Below are 18,305 nucleotides of genomic sequence, written 5' to 3'. Positions count from 1 at the left end.
AGTTGCCCAGTCGGAACGGAAATCAACCTCACGTTATGCCGGTGAGCTTTTTTATGTTTACTCCCTATTTTTGTAAACGTTTTTCTTCCAGTATTTTAAAATTATCTATGAAGGTTCACTATATACCTGTCGATATAAAGGGTATGATGAAAAAGATATTTTGAACGTATCAAATACATAGATGAAAGGAAGAGTAGAATGGATAAAACAAAAGTCCAAAAAGTGAATAAAGCACTTATAGCAACTGTTTTTGCTACTAGTGGGGTTGCTGTTGTAGTGCCACCACCACAAAAAGCAGCCGCTGCGGCTAATTCACCATTCACGGATATTGACCAGTATTCAAGCCATTACGATAATATTTTAAAATTATACTCTCAAGGTGCGATAAGTGGGTATGCAGATAAAACCTTTCGACCAGATCAAAATGTAACACGTGGTCAAGCAGCAAAAATGCTGGCAACTGTTTTAAACTTAGATTTAAAAAATGTACAAGATCCTTATTTTAAAGATGTCCCAAAAAGCAGTGAATACTACAAGTATATAGCCGCATTACAAAATGCAGGAATCATGGCTGGGTATTCAAATGGAACATTTATGCCTAATGAAGTGATTACGCGTGGGCAATTAGCGAAAATTTTAGTGCTTGGCTTTAAATTTGAGATAGCATCTAATTACAATAATAGTTTCAAAGATGTAACTAGCCAAACAAGCAACGCTATCTATATTCAAACTTTAGTAGATTTAAAGATTACAGAAGGGACAACACCTGTCACTTTCTCACCATATAATGCGGTAACACGTGGACAAATTGCATCCTTTATTGTGCGTTCACAAGAGCAAAGGGGCAATGCCACATCTTTCAAAATTACAGGTGTTGAAGACGAACAGATCTACATAAATGGTGAGCCTTACACAGTACCGACAAGTTTCTCGCATATTTTTAACGAAGATAACGCCGCGGTATTAAAAGGTGCACTTATTGAAGGGGATCTGTCAGGGAAAACCATTCGCTCTGTGTCGAAGCTAACATTGAACGCTAGTGGGACAAGCTCAAGATTTCTAGAGTTTGATGGTAATCATGGGTCCTTTGGTGCGACAATCGTTGTCAATGGGAACTATATTGAATTTTCAAATGTTACATTGACTGGCACAATGTTTGTTAATGAAACGGTACGTCCACCTTTACAATTAGGCGTTTCCTACTATAAGCCATTACGGCTGGGCCCTACTATAGCAAGCACAAATACGGCATTTATCAACTGGTCTAATCCAGATAATCCAACTGATGAAGGCTCGTCCTCATCCAATAACGGTCCAACAACAGATCTTCAAAATTGGACAGATCAGAATTCCGACAAGAATCCTGATAAAAACAAGCCATTTGTGAACTGGTCTAAAGATAAAGTGACGATGAAAAATGTTGAAAAACATATCGAATTTTATAACAGCACAGTGTCACGCCTAGTTGTCTCTCAAAGTGGTACAAAAATCGAAACAAATATGAAGCTACCACGTGTAGACATCATCAGGAATGTCCGCGAATTTGAGATTCAAGGAAATATTGGCACACTAAACCTTGATACAGAAACGAAGATAACAATTTACGGAACTGGTAATATCGACAGGGTAAATTACAATAGCTTTACTGATTTAGAGCTTTATATAGACGGTCGCGTAGGGATTTTGTATGTTGATAATGTTTATGGTTGGGTGGATCTTGGCGATTACACGTATGTTGACAAAGCTATTATACCGAAGGACGAGTCACCGAATAATATTTTCGATGACTTCCTAGAGGATAAAGATAATATTGGCATTATTACAGATCCAGACGGTAAACCAGTCGATAAAGACGACATTGATAATCAAAAACCAGCTGATAAAACAAAACCTTTAATCGACATTACAAATGTAGCAGTTCTAAACGGTAGTGATGTTCAGGTCGACTTTACATCAGATAAAGTTGGAACTTACTACTATATTGTTCGTGAAAAAGGCGCTGAAGCACCAACGAAAAAAGAAATGGTGAATCGTATTTCTACTGACAATGCGGCAAATGGAACAGGCGCAGCGGTGAATGGCAAAAACACTATTAAAATCACTAATTTAGGTGAGAAAAAAGAATATGTCGTTTATGTGATGGTTGTTGACGGGGCGAAAAATGTTTCGGATATTAAATCACAATCATTCCAAATGAAAGATGGAACACCGCCAACTGTTAAATCTTTAACAGTCACACCTCTACAGGGTGGTACACGTGCAGAGTTTACATTTACAGCGAGTGAACCAGGAGACTATTACTACTACGTACGTAAAAAGACTACTGCTGCTGATCCAACAACAGCAGATATTGTTGCTAAACCAACAGGTAAGGGTAAGGCAGTTGCAGGGAAACTTGGAATTACTGAAATTCTAACAGGTTTAGAGGCTGAAACAGAGTATCAACTTTATGTAGTGATGAAGGATGATTCAGGGAATTATTCAAAAGATCCCGCTACAGTGAAGGAGTTTAAAACGAGCGAGCTTGATAATGTTCCTCCATATGTGGAACAAGGAAAGCTAGTAAGAAAGAGTAACAATCAGTTTGAGCTAACTGTGAGCGAAGCATTAGACCCAAAAAGTGCTAACGACGTTAATAATTATTTGTTAACAGGTACAGTTATTGTTAATGTAACTGGAGAAAAAGGGATTAAACCATCAGCTGTAGAGTATAAGCCTGGAGATAAAAAAGTATTATTAACAATTCCATCGGATACAGGGTTTGTAAACGGTGATACATTACGTGTAACGGTGTTACCTGGTGTTAAAGATCTAGCTGATAATGCATTTGAAAACGCAAATAACGTGAAGCCAGGAAACTCTATCCGTAACTACGCGGAGTATAAACATGATGATACTGTAATGCCAGTTATAAAAATAGAAAATACGGTGAATAAAGCCGATGAATCTGATGGTTTCCGTCGAGCAGAAATTGAATTCAAGCCGAACAAGGCCGGTACGTATTACTATATGATACTACCAGATACTGTAGTCGATAATGGCGAAACGAAAACTTTCCAACAGTATTTAACAGATAATAATATTACAGAACGTGATTTTATCAATGAATTTGCCGGTGATTCTAATAAATCTGGTTACTTCCAAATTGGTGGAAAAGATGTTTATATTCAACGTGGCTCAGGTACTGCTGATTTAGAAACGGCTACACAAAAATTCCCTGTATCTGTTGAACAAAATAAACTGGATCCGTTTAGCAGCTATTCTGTTTACATGGTACTAAAAGATCGTGGTGGTGAGCTTTCTAAAATTGCAGGTCCTAAAGAAGTATTTGGAGATGTTAAAGCACCGTTAATTCGAGATTTGGATCTTAAACCAAAAGAAAATGATGATAAAAAAGCAACGATTAGCTTTGAAACGAACGAAACAGCAAAAGTTCATTACTGGTTTGTAGAAAAGAGAATTAAAGATAAAGATGGCAATTTAATTGATAATCCAGACGCTAAATTAACGGCGCCAGCTGATGAAAAGTATTTAGAAACGAAACTGAAAGCAAGTCCATCTGTATCTAAAATAGGTAAAGGTATTTCAGGAAAAGTAGATGCGGTAGGAGTATCATTAAAGCCACATACTGAATATGTTGTTTACGTCGGAGCAGAGGATACGTATGGTAATTTCACGATTTATAAGGCGAATGATCCATATAATGACCATGATAGAACACAGTTGATGAAACAAGATTTCTACTCGGATGGTACACCACCAAGCATTGGCATGACGTCCCCTATGGACAATATAAAGTATCCAGGACTTATCTATCGCAATAATGATGATACATTTACAATCACGTTTAGTGAAACGATTATGCGTGATGAAAACGGTAAATCAAGCCTTGTAGGAACAGATGATAAAGTTGTTGTTGGTTTAACAGATATCTTGAAGATTACTACAAAAGACACGAATGGTAATGATATTGATGTGACAAACAAATACGAACCTGTGTCTTATACAGTAGGAGCAGATACTACAAAAGAAAGTAAACTCATTATTAAACCGAAATCAAAAAGTGACGGTAATAAAACAATTACTGTTACAATGAATGATAAAACTCGAGATTTTGTTATTCCAGGCTTTGAAGGACATAAGTTCATTAATACTGGTCAATATCTATACAGAACATTGGATGCGAAGTTTATGGAAATTAAACTTGGCTACCTTGAATCGTCAGGTGACGATAGAAAAGTTCAAGCGACTTTCGATTTGCTGGGCTCTGCTCAACAATTCTATGAAAATGGCGAATTACTGAAGTACTACTACTTATCAGATACAGCAGGAACAGATCCTAATGTTATTAAAGATAGATTGCCAGCGGAGGTAATTGATACAGTTGTAAATGGCTCAAATAGTTCATTAGCAAAAGGAACAGGAACAATTGCAACAAATGTTGCTCGTATTACAAAAGATCTGACGCATCCAGCCAAATTCTTTAACGGTGACTGGGTAACAATTGTATTGGAAGATAAGTATGGTAATTTCCATAAGTTTTATGCGAAGGTTGGCTATAAGGACCCTGCCATCCAAACATCGCCATAAGCATACAAAAACCAAGTGGTCATATAAAGACCACTTGGTTTTCGCTTTGATGAAAGATTCCGCCAATCTTTTTGGATGAAACCCCCTGGCTAAAATCTTAGCAAAGGCTATGTATTTATTTGATAGGCATTTCTTGAATTAAAATGAATTTAGCGATTCACACTTTCAAGAAGAAAGAAGCAATTCATTACCATCAGAAATTAATTTTCCGTTCGGTATCTACTTGGCCGTTATAAAATTGTAGTGCTTGCTCTGCTTTCCATTTTTCAAAAAGAGGCAAGTATAATGCTTCGAATAAAATTACTGATAGAAATGTATAGTTCCTAGAAGAGACACCTCAAATCCAATGGAGGTGTCTTTTTATGTTTAAAATAAAATCCGTTAAACCGCCGTATTATCCGTCAATCGGTAGAGTAGTAGAACTAAAAAAATTAAGATAACTATACTCCTGAAAATAGAAAAAACGAAAAGGGGATCATAGAACATAGTAGTGAATAGTTTTTTTATTTTAAAAGTCATAGGCATTAATAATGAAAGGGGAATGGAAATGAAAAACTTTTGGGTATTTGTTATAACAGGAATGCTATTAATCGTTACAACTACGGGATTTGCTCGTATGGCTTACGGTATTATATTACCTTTTATGCAGGAAGGGCTGTCATTAACTACAACACAGTCAGGTTTATTAGGTACGGTGCTTTTTTTAGGTTATTTACTTACAGTAGGTCTGTCTGGGATGCTTACGTTGCAGATTGGGGCGAAAAATGTGCTGTTGGTAGGCGGATGCTTTGTTATTGCAGGTTTTGGAGGTCTTATATTTGTAACGAACTTTTGGTGGGCGGCTATACCTTTATTTTTGGCTGGTGCTGGTAGTGCCCTTGTCTATACACCTCTATTATCAATAGCAGTTAGCTCTTTCCCAAAGAGAAGAGGGGCAGTGATGGGATTGCTAATGAGTGGTGCGGGAGTAGGAATGCTCTTGTCTGGAGTACTTGTACCCTTTATGCTTCGACATTTTCCTGAACTTGGCTGGCGAGGAGTATGGTTAGTATTTACGGTGATCACAATTATAGTCGTGTTAGTTGCATTTTTGGTGATAAAGACACCACAATCAACGGCAGAAAATGGTACTGTACAAGAAAAAACTAAAGCCTGGAGAAGTAAAGAACTATACCTTATAGCTGGAATTTATTTTGCTGTTGGACTCGTTTATCTTATTCCGAATTTATATCAAACAAGCTATATGAAGGACATTGGGATTTCGAATGCAGTGGCGGGCTCCATTTATGCTGTTGCAGGGATCGTTTCAATTGGCGGTGCTCCAATATGGGGAATGCTAGCGGATAAGATAGGTGTGAAAAAAGCATTAATGGGAGCGTTATTTTTGTCAGTTATTGGAGATGCCTTTCCGATGTTAATTCCTAATGTAATTGGATTTATCGTGTCTGCTATTATATGGGGCTCGTCTCTTGGAGGTGTCCTTGTGCTCATTCAAATGAAGGCGAGTCAAGAGGTATCGGCAAAATATGTAGCGCCAGCGATCGGCTTTATTTCCATCTTTTACGCTATCGGTCAAATGATTGGGCCTGGACTGGCAGGATGGCTTATAGAATATGCTGGGGGATATGCTACTGCTTATGGTTTTGGAGCTACTATTTTCTTTTTATGTTTACTATTATCAATGGTACTTACTACTAAAGAAGAATAGCTTAATCTCTGTTCGTTTGCTATACTTTGGTTATGGTTGATAATCGTTCTCAATTGAAATCGAAGGATGGTGACGAACATGTTGAATACTAATTTCCATGAGAACTTTAGTGAATTTTTTCATGCATTGGAAATATTGAAGGTACAAGAATGTCCGTTTGCATTCCAGCCAAATGTGCAGGGAGGAGCTATACATCGTTTTATTCCTCGGCCAGATTTAGAAGTGGTTATATCTGATTATTCATTTTATCGAGAGTACCAAATGCAAGTAGTAACAAAGCAGCCTATGGTTGAACTTAGTTTCTGTTTACAAGGTAATAGAGGTGTTTACATCTCAGGTTCAGAATATGAAATTTCTTCAGGAACATGCTCGCTTCAATTTATAGAGCAAGTGGGGGCAAATTTTATGTTTCATAAAAATCAATCCTATCAAATGGTGGGAATTGGTATTCCGATTTCAACCTTCAATCATTTTATGAGTGAAATTGGTGAAACTAGTAGGGAATCCTTTAGTTTCTCTAAAATTCTTGATGGAAAACGATATAGACTATTTCAGGAGAGAATTAACGCATCTTCCCTAATTATTGTTCGGCAAATGGTAGATGCTATAGCAAGTAAGAAAATGACCAATTTAGAGCTAGAATGTCGGGCATTACAGCTATTATCTATGACATTTCGATCTCATCTATTGGATAATTCTCTTAGCCCTGGTATGTTTTCAAAAAGTGATAGAACAAAAATACAGCAAGCCCAATCAATTATTATGGAGCATATGTCCAATCCTCCAACACTTATTGAGTTATCGCGTTTAATTGGTTTAAACGATTACAAATTAAAAAAGGGATTTAAAGAAATGTTTGGGACAACAGTGTTTGGATATTTAAGAGAAAAAAGGCTAGAGAAAGCATTTCTTTTATTACAAGAGGGAACTATGAATGTAACTGACATTGCGAGTGCAGTGGGATATTCTAATCCTAGCTATTTTGCAGAGATTTTTAAGGAGAGATTTGGAATTAATCCTAGGGAAATAATAAGAGATCTTAATCGATTGTAGAGGATATATCTCTAACTCACAATACACCTTAAATTGAGTGAATTAATTTAAGATGTTTATTATGGGAATAGCAAATGGTAGACTTTTTTGCAAGTTTAATAGCATTCTCTAGATAGAAATAAAAAAGGGGGCCTATTTAAGACCACCCTTTTCATCCTCATACCCAACCAAACGCTCGAGCAACTGTCGCCGTTAGCCATGTCACACCAATAGCAATAACCGTTGGAATTAAGAACGACATAAATGTCCACTTTGCACTTTTTGTTTCTTTATAAATATTGACTAAAGTCGTTCCGCAAGGGAAGTGTAGAAGTGAGAATAACATCATATTTAAAGCTGTTAACCACGTCCATCCTTGGTCAATAAACACTTGTTTTAGCTTCGATAAATCCTCAATTTCTAGCATAGCTCCTTGTGATAAATACGCCATAATTAGGATAGGGATAACGATTTCATTGGCTGGTAGCCCAAGAATAAACGCCGCCATAATAAAGCCATCCATACCAAGAGCCTGACCAAACGGATCTAAAAAGTTAACAAAATGCATTAGAATACTCGTATCGCCAACGTAAATATTGGCGAATACCCAAGTTAAAATAGAGGCAGGCGCTGCAACGATAACAGCTCTTTTTAGTACATTCCATGCTTTATCAATACTTGCTCTTAAAACTGTATCCCAAAACTTTGGTTTTCGGAATGGTGGAAGCTCTAATGTGTAATGGGTAGGTACACCCTTTAAAGCCGTTTTAGAAAGAACCCAAGAAACGGATAATGTCACAACGACGCCTAACATAACAAACCCTATTAAAATAGCCGCTGTTATCATTGAACCTGTTGCACCTGAAAAACCAGTTACCATAAATAATGATGCTAATAAAATAAGTGTTGGCCATCTCCCATTACAAGGAACAAAATTGTTTGTTAAAATGGCTAACATTCGTTCACGAGGAGATTCTATAATTCTCGTTGATAGAATAGCTGCAGCATTACAGCCAAAGCCCATTGCCATTGTTAATGATTGTTTCCCATGTCCTCCAGCTCGTTTAAATAAACGGTCCATATTAAATGCTACACGTGGTAGGTAACCGTAGTTTTCTAATAGAGCGAAGATAGGGAAGAATATAGCCATTGGTGGCAGCATAACACTAATAACCCAACCCGTACCTCTAAATAGCCCAAGAATTAAAATACCGTGTAGCCATTCTGGTGCGTGCAATGTTTCAAAAAGAATTGTTAACTTACCCTCTAGATAGCCGAATAAGTTTGCTAACATATCTGAAGGTACGTTTGCGCCAGCAATAGTAATGTAAAAGACAGCCCCAAGCAAGAGAAGCATAATAGGGAATCCCCAAATGCGGGAAGTGAAAATTTCATCTAATTTATCAGATCTGTACATTGCAGGCTGCTGTGATACTGCTTTTTTACATAAAGATTTACTTTTAGTATAAATATCACTAACGATTTCATCTCGAATATCCTCATTTGAAACTTCGTTTACTTCAGCTAAAATACCCTTAAGTGAATTATGATTTAACACTGACTGGGACTCCATTCGTTCTCACCTCTTGCTGGTTATTATTTTTATGGTGTTGCAGTTTTAAGATTAATTCCTCATCACCATCAAGTAAGCGAAGGGCAACCCATCTCGATGGATATTTATCATCAAAATAACCTTCTAATTTGGATTCTACCTTTGTAATGGCGTCCTCTATTTCTTTTGAATATTTCATACGATACGGAGTTGTGACAATTTGCCCACTCACCAGTTGATTTAACGTATCCAGCAATCGATTAATCCCTTTTTTATTTCTTGCTGATATTTTTACAACTGGGACTCCTAGTTCACGAGCTAATCTCTGTTCATCAATTCGGATCCCTTTTTTCTCAGCTTCATCAATTAAATTAATACAAATAATGACATTATTAGTCATTTCTAAAACTTGAAGCGCAAGATTTAAATTTCTCTCTAATGATGTTGCATCGAGAACAACAATCGTTGCATCCGGTTGGTCAAAAATAATATAGTCTCTTGCGACTTCTTCATCTGCTGAATTGGAAAATAGAGAATAGGTCCCGGGTAAATCCACAAGTACATATTGCTGTCCTTTGTGTTCAAAAGATCCTTCTGCATGAACAACTGTTTTCCCTGGCCAGTTCCCAGTATGCTGTTTCAATCCTGTTAATGTATTAAATAATGTACTTTTACCGGTATTTGGGTTTCCCGCTAAAGCTATTCTATTAACGCTCATTTTGTATTCCCCCTTACAATTTCGCCCAAAATCATAGAGCTTTCATTATTACGTAATGCAATCGTCGTATTGCTTACGCGATAAGCAACAGGGTCTCCTAAAGGACTTTTACGAAGAACAGAGATTTCTGCTTCTTTCACAAAGCCTAAATCTAATAATCTTCTTCTAAGAGGACCCTTAATATTAATTTCTTTTATTAAAAAGCAATCTCCGAATGAGCATTCAGAAAGTGGTTTTAATGTTTTTTCCATATGCATTTTTTATTCCTCTCTATAATAATATTTCTCTAACTCCATATTGTTTCTCTAAGGAAACTTTATTAATGATTATCCCTGTTTTATGACAATTGTCAATAGTTATCTGAAATTTTTTTGAAAGAACGCGATAAAAGAGCGTTCTGATGAAGGAAATAACGGCGCATTGTCTTATCAGTTGTTGGACCAAGAATGTTGATAAAAGGGAGCTGTTTGGAATACAAAGTAGTGCAAAGTTGTTGATGTAATGCGGTCTTCTTTATGATGTATTAATGTAAGTGGGATTTCGTTACAGGTGCCTATTGAATTTTTGAAAGAAGAGGTTGACTGTGAAGAAGCAATAGCAGAGCAGAAAAAACCATAACCTTCTGCGAAATTAGCAGAGGATTATGGTTTTTTCTTTACTAGAAATTAAAAGTGGATTACTATCTAATAATTTGGAATGAACCAGATGTCTTTGTTTGAATGAAATGACGATTTCCTTCTATTGTGTAATCAGCAGGTTCTTGATCGCCAAAGTCATAGGTACGAACGATAGAGGCATTCGGTGATAGGTTGTTGACAATGATTTCCATATCTACCTCGAATTCAACTTGTTTTTTATTTAATGTTGCCTGGAATGTGATACGATTCAAATTTCGTGTAATTTGAATTTCCATAACACCAGTATCCTCATTAAGAAGAGTTCCTAGCGGTGGAATAATAACAGTCATATTGGATTTTGTTGTTAAAACAAAGCGCTCTGTACTATTTTCTAAATCTGCAACGTTTATTTTTGCTGTATAGGTATTTTTATTTCTAGTCATAGCTGTGATTTTACCAGGTTCGGCTGCAGTATCCGATAAAACTGGAGTTTTAGTCCCGTTCCCTTTAGTCGGTAGATCATATTTTCCATTTACAAAGTCTACTAAAGTCCAGACATTTGGTACAAGCTGCTGTTGCACAGGCGTTAAAGCTTCGAAGGCTGTTTTCACTGCCTGTACATCTTGAGCAGTGGACGTTTTAGGCGATAAAGCGGCAATAGCGTTTTCCACTTCCTTAGCTGCTGCCTTATCCTTTACAACAAGTTGTTCAGCATCTAACAACATCTTTTCGACACCAGCAGGTAATGAGACGTTTGTATGTCTGCGTAGTGCATTAAGCTCAGCTCTAGCATCAGCTACATCTTGATGGAAGGTAATGCGAGAAGAGTTTAATAATTGAATTTTATTGACTACTTTATCGATAGATGTGTTTGGTGAGATATAGGATGTCAGTATTCTTTGTGATTCCGCACTTACAAAGGTCTTTTGCGCTGCATTTAACGTATTGTACCAATCTTTCGTTTCCATAACATTTTGGTAGTAATTAACGGAAGTCGATTCCACTGAAGCTAATTTCTCTTCAATTTGATCAGCAAGCTTACGATACGCTACTTTCGTCTGTTTATAATTGGACAGCGTTGAATAATTCGTGACGTACTGTTGTTCCGTTGCAGTCAACTCATCGTATGCTTTGCTAGCTGTCTCTAAAGTCGCTTGGAATGAAGAGGTTGTATCATTAATATTCGAAATAAGTCGAACAACATTCGAAACCTTAGAGTTGTAGTAATAAGTATTATCGTATATGTAAGCAGTTTTTACCTGTCCAGCAATATCAGCAGCCGATGCTGACGTAGTAGGTGCAGCATAGATTAGTGAAGGGGCTGCAACTAAGGCGAGGAAGGCTAGTTTTCTTTTGTTTTTCATAATATGGGAAACCTCCTAATTGGTTTTTTCACAAGTGTCATGGTAATTCATGAGGATTTTTGTCCTAGATGAAATCTTTGATTGTCTTGAGAATATCCTAATATACGTTGATAAACCAATTTTATCATATATTAGGATTTTTTTATGTATGTTTTGAGTGAATAGGTAGATAGGTTGTGCATTTTTTTTAACACTTTGTGTCTTATGTACTTTGGAATACGAAAGGTAAGAGGTCGCTTTTCAATAGAGATGGATAAGGTGGATAGAATCGCAAGAATGATGGATAGAACTGCAAGAATCTATAAGCCTAAAATGAGTCGTGAAGCATTCAAGTATCTTGAGGAAAACGACATTATTGACCATACATTAGCTAAAATTTAACGGATTTGGTAGGGTTCCTAAATATTGCTATGCATGATTATCAAGCTATTGAATTAAATATACTCCAAGCAATTATCGAGAATCATTTAAGTGATTTTAAAACCTATACAGAGGCGATATTGCTTATATAAAAGAAACAACAGGCCATAGAGATTTTCTAGCCTGTTGTTTTTAAATTATAATAGAAGAATTTTTATCGTTGTTTACCTGAACGTTGGACATCATTATAGATGTTGATTGCCTTGTCTAAACTGTTAATAGCATCTGTCACTTCGTGCGAAGATGCATAGGAGTTATTGGCAACAGATTGAGCGTTTTGCACTGCTTTTTCTAGGTCACGTTTTGCTCTTTCTGTTGTCCACTTTTCATAATAAGGTATGTCAGTTCCATCTCCATTAGCAGAAGTCTTTACATACTGAACAGATTTTAAGAGTGACGTTAGCCAAGATTTATCAACATAATTTCGATAGTTTACACCGGATTTATGATTACTTCTATACGTTGAAATAGCACTATTTAAATAATTATAGGCAGACGAAATTTCTGACTGAGACGAGTAGCCATTATTTGCAACATTTTGAGCATATGAAACAGCTGAAACTAGAGCGTCTTTTTCACTTTGCGTCGTCCAAATTGTATAAGAAGATAATTCAGATCCATTAACAGAAACGGTTACATATTGAACAGAGTTAATCAGCGATAAAAGGGCAGATCTATCGGCATTAGTTTGGTAAGTACCATATTTTTGTGCATTTTTATAAACTGTGATCGCGTAGTTTAAATTGCTAATAGAACTTGAGATATCAGACTGGGTTGCATAGGTATTATTTGCAACAGACTGAGCGGATGAAACGGCAGAAGCTAGAGCATCCTTCTCACTTTGAGTCGTCCAAGGCGTATAAGAAGCTACATCATTACCATTATTCCAAGATACTGCAACATACTGAACAGAGTTAATCAGCGATGAAAGGGCAGATCTATCTCCACTAGTTTGGTAAGTACCATATTTTTGTGCATTTTTATAAACTGTGATCGCGTAGTTTAAATTGCTAATAGAATTTGTGATATCAGACTGAGTTGCATAGGTATTATTTACAACATACTGAGCGGATGAAACGGCAGAGGTAAGAGCATCCTTCTCACTTTGAGTCGTCCAAGGCGTATAAGAAGCTACATCATTACCATTATTCCAAGAAACCGTTACATACTGAATAGAATTAATCATCGATTGTAATGAAGACTTATCGCCGTAAACATATTTTGTTCCGTTCTTTTGCGCAGCTTGATAAACGGTTAATGAAATCCTGTATTGTGTAATAGCATTGTTTATTTGTTCCTGAGAGGCGTTGGAATTATTAGCTACCGCTCTTGCGCTACTTACGGCATATTCGAATGCTGTACGTTCAGCCTGCGTTGTCCATTTCTCAGTTGTTAAAACGTCGTTTCCATTAACAGATACGGTAACGTATGGGGGTATAGCTACTAAATTACTTAGCTCAGTTTTATTCGCCACAGGTAATTTTACAGAGGCTTTTTTATCATCCACCTGTACCTTGTTAATAAAATGTCCTGAATCTAATGCCACCTTTTCCCCGTGTTTGACAATCACTTGCTCAATTTTACCTTCCCCGTAAAGGCTAAAATCTTTCTCAACATCGATTGTAAGCTTATCAACATTGGCAGTAACTTCAAATGCTGTAACTTTACCAACTACATTGATTTTTGAAATAGTCTTGTCAGAAGTCACATGTACTTTTGTACGCTCCAAGTTAATGTCTGGAGATTTAATATCTTTTAAAGTGACATTTAACCAATTAATATTTCTAGTTAATAAAGGTTTAAAAGTAATTGTATCCCCGATAGTAACGTCATCAATTGTAATTGCCTTCTTCACACGATTAGTTACAATAAGCTTATCTTTAATAGTTACATTTTGAACTTTTACATAATCCGCATTTACAGTTAGACTTCCTTCAATCTGTGCGTCACCACCATCAAAATATACCGCTTTTTTGTCAGTGCCAGCTTTAGTTAATGTTAGTTCTGTAACGCTCGTAATTTCTCCGTTTTTCACTACTATTGTTGCTTCGGCATTCATCAATGCAGTTTTATTCGATGTGTTAAAGAGGGGTTTCAGCGACTGGCTAATTTTAAATTGGCCATTGGATGTAAGTACTTTCTCTTTAGTGATGTTGTTAATGGTAACGGTTTGCCCCTTTGTTTTGGCTGCAGCTACCTGCCCATTAATTTGAATTGAGTGGTTTAAAGGTGAATTACTTGAAGCGGCATCTGCAGTGGACATTGGCGATACTAGGGTTGCTGTAATAGCAGTTGCCATAAAAGTCGTTAATACTTTATTCTTCATTTTAGTCACTCCGATCATTGTATTTAATGGATAATATATCATATATTTCTCCTTTTTAGTACATAAAGGGTATATTTTACTATTTATTATACTTAAATGAAATGTAGTCCCTTTTTCTTTATCGTTCGTTTTTAAGAATCCTTAATTATTTCAAAAAATTGAAAGTGAAGTGCCAGGTTTTTTTTGTACGAAATTGGGTAGTTGGGTGCGGAAATCACGCTCGTTTCAAGGGCTATAACGTTCTAAAAGATAACTTTTATCATCTTGTTAAAGACACTGTATTAGTTTAGTGTGTTTAGGAAAAACGCCTTGATATAAGTGGTGAGTTAGTTTTGAAGTACATTGACCAAGCATAAAAACAGCACTACTATGGGAGAGGGAAGGGGGACAAGCTATGATGTATCTCGGTATGATTTTTTTTAAAATTGTGGCTCCAATTTTAGTGCTTCTAGTACTTGGTGCAGTTTTACAAAAGAAATTTCGCTTTAATTTAAAGGCGTTATCTCAACTTATTACATATTGCTTCATGCCAGCAGCAGTTTTTGTGAATATATATGAAACGAGTATAGAGCTGTCTGTGCTTGGGGAAGTTGCGTTATTTATTCTACTCTTTATCGGAAGCCAAATGGTGCTTAGTCATTTTCTTGCAAAGGGACTAGGCTTAGTAAAAACAGAGGCTGCGGTGTTTAAAAATAGTGTTGTCCTAATTAATTCGGGTAACTATGGAATTCCAGTTGCACAAATGATTTTTGTGACTCAGCCGATTGGCGTAGCGATTCAGGTCATTCTCGTTATATTTCAAAATATGACGACCTATACTTACGGCTTGTACAATTTAATTTCTTCAACAAAATCGGGCATGTCTATTGTGAAAGACTTCCTCAAAATGCCCATTATTCATGCACTTATTATTGGTGTGGCAATGAACTATTTTACTATCGCTATTCCGCAGTTTGTAAGAATACCGATAGACCATGTGGCAGATGGCTTTATCGCTGTAGCATTAATAACTTTAGGGGCACAACTATCGCAACTTGAAATCAAATCCATGTTCAATAAGATAGTATTCATTAGCTGTTGTACACGACTAGTCATAGGGCCAGCCGTTGCATTGTTAATCATTTTTGCGCTTGGTCTTGACGGTGTCGTGGCACAATCACTTTTTATAGCTAGTTCGTTCCCGACATCGCGAAATAGTTCTAGTCTTGCATTAGAATATGACGTAGAATCGGCAACTGCTGCACAAACAGTTTTATTTTCAACGATTGTGAGCTGTATTACAGTGACGATTGTGATTTATGTGGCGGAACTGTTGTTTACTTAACAGTTTGGTGCTATTCGGAATAAAAAAGATTATTGTCAAAACGTGAGGTTGATTTCCGTTCCGGCTGGGCGCTTTGTCGCTGACGCTTCGCTTTCGCACAGTTAAAACATTGTCGCTGACGCTTCGCTTTCGCACAGTTAAAACATTTGTCGCTGACGCTTCGCTTTCGCGCAGAGCAGAGCTTCCTGGGGGCGTCCGATGAGCCGCTTCACTCGCGCTGCTCGCTCCAGGGTCTCATCTGTGACGCTGATCCCCGAGGAGTCGCCCAGCCTCCACTCCAATCAATCTATATGCATGGCTTACGTTTAAACTTCTTTCAGTAGAAGTCTCCCATCTCTATAGGTTGTAAGATACAATTCGGGTTTAAGTTACTTTTCAGTGGTGTCCAAGCATCAGCTGAACACGGATCGATAAGGAATTAATATAGATGCAGGCCTAAGTACAATGCCGAATCCAGATGCAATTATGCCGAGGCATAATTGATCAATTGCTGTCGCCAACTTTTGATGATAAGCCAAAAAAATCAAATGAAGCTTCCATCTCTAAACAATATCTGCTACACTATCATCAAACTTAATAGCATTAACTAGGGGAGTCTGATGAGTCAGGCTGAGAGGGAAACGCATAGAAGTTTCTTGACCCTTTGGACCTGATCTGGCTCATACCAGCGTGGGAAAGTTAACCATTATTGCACTCAATGTATTTGCAATAACTATACCTTTACATTCTTAGCCGGATCCAAAATTTTTTGGATTCGGCTTTTGTCTTTATTGGGGTGAGCTAGATTCGGTCCTTGTATAAATATAAAAGGGGGCGAAGTAGTTTATGACAACAGTTAGCGACAAGAATATTACGATTATGTCTAGTTTTGAAGGAAGTAAAAAAGTTTACGTAGAAGGTTCTCGACCAGATATTTTAGTGCCAATGCGTGAAATTGCTCTAAGTCCAACGACAGGAAGCTTTGGTGAGAAGGAAAATGCACCAGTACGTGTTTATGATACGAGTGGCCCGTACACTGATCCTGCGTATAAGGTGGACATTACGAAAGGATTGCCAGCTTTATGTAGTGCATGGATCAAAGAACGAGGTGACGTTGAAGAATACGAAGGGCGTACTATCAAGCCAGAAGATAATGGATTCCGCAAAGCTGATGATCCACGAATGAATGAAAATGTTTTTCCGGATTTATCCAGAATGCCTTTGCGTGCGAAGAAAGGTAAAAATGTAACGCAGCTTCACTATGCACGAAAGGGAATTATTACTCCAGAAATGGAATTTGTAGCGATACGCGAAAATATGGACCCAGAATTTGTGCGCTCAGAGATCGCGGCAGGACGTGCTATTTTGCCATCTAATATTAATCACCCTGAGGCAGAGCCGATGATTATTGGACGTAACTTCCACGTAAAAATAAACGCCAATATTGGAAATTCAGCGGTGTCATCCTCTATTGCAGAAGAGGTAGAAAAAATGACGTGGGCTACACGCTGGGGTGCTGATAACATTATGGATTTATCTACTGGTAAGCATATTCATACGACACGTGAATGGATTATTCGTAACGCCGCGGTGCCAGTGGGAACGGTGCCGATTTATCAAGCGCTAGAAAAAGTAAATGGAGTGGCAGAGGATTTAACATGGGAGGTGTATCGTGACACGTTAATCGAACAGGCTGAGCAAGGTGTTGATTACTTCACGATTCATGCAGGGGTATTGCTACGCTATGTGCCATTAACGGCTAATCGTGTAACAGGCATAGTGTCTCGAGGAGGCTCGATTATGGCGCAGTGGTGTTTATATCACCATCAAGAGAGCTTCTTATATACTCATTTTGAAGAAATCTGCGAAATTATGAAAACCTATGATGTTGCCTTCTCTTTAGGTGATGGTCTACGTCCTGGTTCTATTGCAGATGCGAATGATGAGGCTCAATTTGCGGAGCTAGAAACGCTAGGGGAATTAACGAAAATTGCCTGGGAGCATGATGTACAGGTGATGGTAGAAGGACCAGGGCATGTACCAATGCATCTTATTAAAGAAAATATGGATAAACAGTTAGAGGTGTGTAAGGAAGCTCCTTTCTATACTTTAGGACCGTTGACAACAGATATTGCCCCTGGTTACGACCATATTACATCGGCTATTGGTGCTGCAATGATAGGGTGGTATGGTACGGCAATGCTATGTTATGTGACGCCAAAAGAGCATCTCGGCCTACCAAATCGTGACGATGTTCGTGTGGGGGTTATTACGTATAAAATTGCTGCACATGCTGCCGATTTAGCGAAAGGGCATCCGGGAGCACAGCAGCGTGACGATGCGCTATCTAAGGCACGATTTGAATTCCGCTGGCGCGATCAATTCAATCTTTCGTTAGATCCAGAGCGTGCAGTTGAGTACCATGATGAAACATTGCCTGCAGAAGGGGCAAAAACTGCGCACTTTTGTTCAATGTGTGGACCTAAGTTTTGTAGTATGAGAATCTCACAGGATATTCGTAATTATGCAAAAGAGAGTGACTTAAATACGACTGAAGCAATCCACAAAGGTATGAAGGAAAAAGCAGAGGAATTTAAACAGGCAGGCAGTCAAATTTATCAATAATTAGTAAAGCAGGCTTGTGTCAAATTAGGCACAAGCCTTATTAGTTTCAT

Annotated in this window: 11 protein-coding genes and 1 riboswitch; of the genes, 6 read left to right on the top strand and 5 right to left on the bottom strand. The window is 37.5% G+C overall.

All coding sequences use genetic code 11. The annotated features are described in order from the left end of the window. The first annotated feature begins 198 nt into the window (after positions 1-198). The 3 genes from C7Y47_RS15455 to C7Y47_RS15445 all read left to right on the top strand — a co-directional run bounded on the left by C7Y47_RS15455 (position 199) and on the right by C7Y47_RS15445 (position 7,351). A complete protein-coding gene (locus C7Y47_RS15455) occupies positions 199-4,590 on the top strand; it encodes an S-layer homology domain-containing protein (RefSeq protein ID WP_142509590.1) in 4,392 nt (1,463 codons plus the stop codon). 547 nt (positions 4,591-5,137) lie between these two features. Next, the gene (locus tag C7Y47_RS15450) at positions 5,138-6,298 is read left to right on the top strand and encodes an MFS transporter (protein WP_255505209.1); all 1,161 of its coding nucleotides are present in this window, start codon (positions 5,138-5,140) and stop codon (positions 6,296-6,298) included. Positions 6,299-6,376: 78 nt separating this feature from the next. After that, positions 6,377-7,351, top strand: a complete 975-nt coding sequence (locus C7Y47_RS15445; RefSeq protein ID WP_142509588.1) for a helix-turn-helix transcriptional regulator — start codon at positions 6,377-6,379, stop codon at positions 7,349-7,351. A 157-nt stretch (positions 7,352-7,508) separates the two neighbouring features. On the opposite strand, the gene C7Y47_RS15440 is transcribed toward C7Y47_RS15445, so the two are convergent. From C7Y47_RS15440 to C7Y47_RS15425, 4 genes are all read right to left on the bottom strand, one after another. Beyond that, entirely contained in the window at positions 7,509-8,903 is a 1,395-nt protein-coding gene (locus tag C7Y47_RS15440) for a nucleoside recognition domain-containing protein (RefSeq protein WP_142509587.1), read from the bottom strand. Next, positions 8,875-9,600: a FeoB small GTPase domain-containing protein gene (locus tag C7Y47_RS15435; RefSeq protein ID WP_142509586.1), complete on the bottom strand. Its 726-nt coding sequence runs from the start codon at positions 9,598-9,600 to the stop codon at positions 8,875-8,877. The genes C7Y47_RS15440 and C7Y47_RS15435 overlap by 29 nt, the downstream gene beginning before the upstream one ends. Next, positions 9,597-9,857, bottom strand: a complete 261-nt coding sequence (locus C7Y47_RS15430; protein WP_132363535.1) for a FeoA family protein — start codon at positions 9,855-9,857, stop codon at positions 9,597-9,599. The genes C7Y47_RS15435 and C7Y47_RS15430 overlap by 4 nt, the downstream gene beginning before the upstream one ends. 422 nt (positions 9,858-10,279) lie before the next feature. Further along, entirely contained in the window at positions 10,280-11,581 is a 1,302-nt protein-coding gene (locus C7Y47_RS15425) for a hypothetical protein (RefSeq protein WP_142509585.1), read from the bottom strand. 410 nt (positions 11,582-11,991) lie between these two features. On the opposite strand from C7Y47_RS15425, the gene C7Y47_RS26145 reads away from it, so the two are divergent. After that, a complete protein-coding gene (locus C7Y47_RS26145; RefSeq protein ID WP_142509584.1) occupies positions 11,992-12,093 on the top strand; it encodes a hypothetical protein in 102 nt (33 codons plus the stop codon). A gap of 62 nt (positions 12,094-12,155) precedes the next feature. Here C7Y47_RS26145 and C7Y47_RS15415 read toward each other — a convergent pair whose 3' ends face one another. Next, positions 12,156-14,327 (bottom strand): FIVAR domain-containing protein, encoded by a 2,172-nt coding sequence (locus C7Y47_RS15415; protein WP_185903506.1) that lies wholly within the window; start codon positions 14,325-14,327, stop codon positions 12,156-12,158. 394 nt (positions 14,328-14,721) lie between these two features. Between C7Y47_RS15415 and C7Y47_RS15410 the strand changes: the two genes are divergently transcribed. Further along, positions 14,722-15,651 (top strand): AEC family transporter, encoded by a 930-nt coding sequence (locus tag C7Y47_RS15410; protein WP_142509583.1) that lies wholly within the window; start codon positions 14,722-14,724, stop codon positions 15,649-15,651. 578 nt (positions 15,652-16,229) lie between these two features. Continuing rightward, positions 16,230-16,344: riboswitch (TPP riboswitch) on the top strand. A gap of 132 nt (positions 16,345-16,476) precedes the next feature. Next, positions 16,477-18,255 (top strand): phosphomethylpyrimidine synthase ThiC, encoded by a 1,779-nt coding sequence (thiC, locus tag C7Y47_RS15405; RefSeq protein WP_142509582.1) that lies wholly within the window; start codon positions 16,477-16,479, stop codon positions 18,253-18,255. Positions 18,256-18,305: the final 50 nt, after the last annotated feature.

Origin of the sequence: Lysinibacillus sphaericus, from assembly GCF_006864135.1 — a bacterium.
GTDB lineage: Bacteria > Bacillota > Bacilli > Bacillales_A > Planococcaceae > Lysinibacillus.
This window is presented reverse-complemented; position numbering and strand designations above follow the sequence as displayed.